Here is a 284-nt window from a genome sequence, read left to right as displayed (position 1 = left end):
CACCAACAATAGGGTGACCCAACGCTTGCATGTGCACACGCAATTGATGTGAGCGGCCAGTAATAGGCAGTAAGCGCACGATGGTCGTCTTTGTGCCGTCTTCGTGATCTTCTCGCTTCGCGACTTGGAAGAGAGTTTTTGATGGCTTACCATCTTCAAAACACACTTTTTGCAGCGGACGGTTTGGCCAGTCACAGATCAATGGCAGATCGATTTCGCCCTCTTCCTGCTCGACATGACCCCAAACGCGTGCGTAGTAAATTTTATGCGTTAAGCGGAACTGG

The 284-nt window shown here is 50.4% G+C and carries 1 protein-coding gene; it reads right to left on the bottom strand.

Features of this window, described 5'->3' with window-relative positions; translation table 11 throughout:
- The coding region (locus R7Q47_RS25565; RefSeq protein WP_318090170.1) for a pseudouridine synthase at nucleotides 1-284 on the bottom strand (284 nt) is incomplete at both ends.

Source organism: Vibrio sp. Vb0349 (assembly GCF_033338975.1).
Note: the sequence above shows the minus strand (reverse complement) of the source record. Positions and strands in the feature narration are given on the sequence as shown.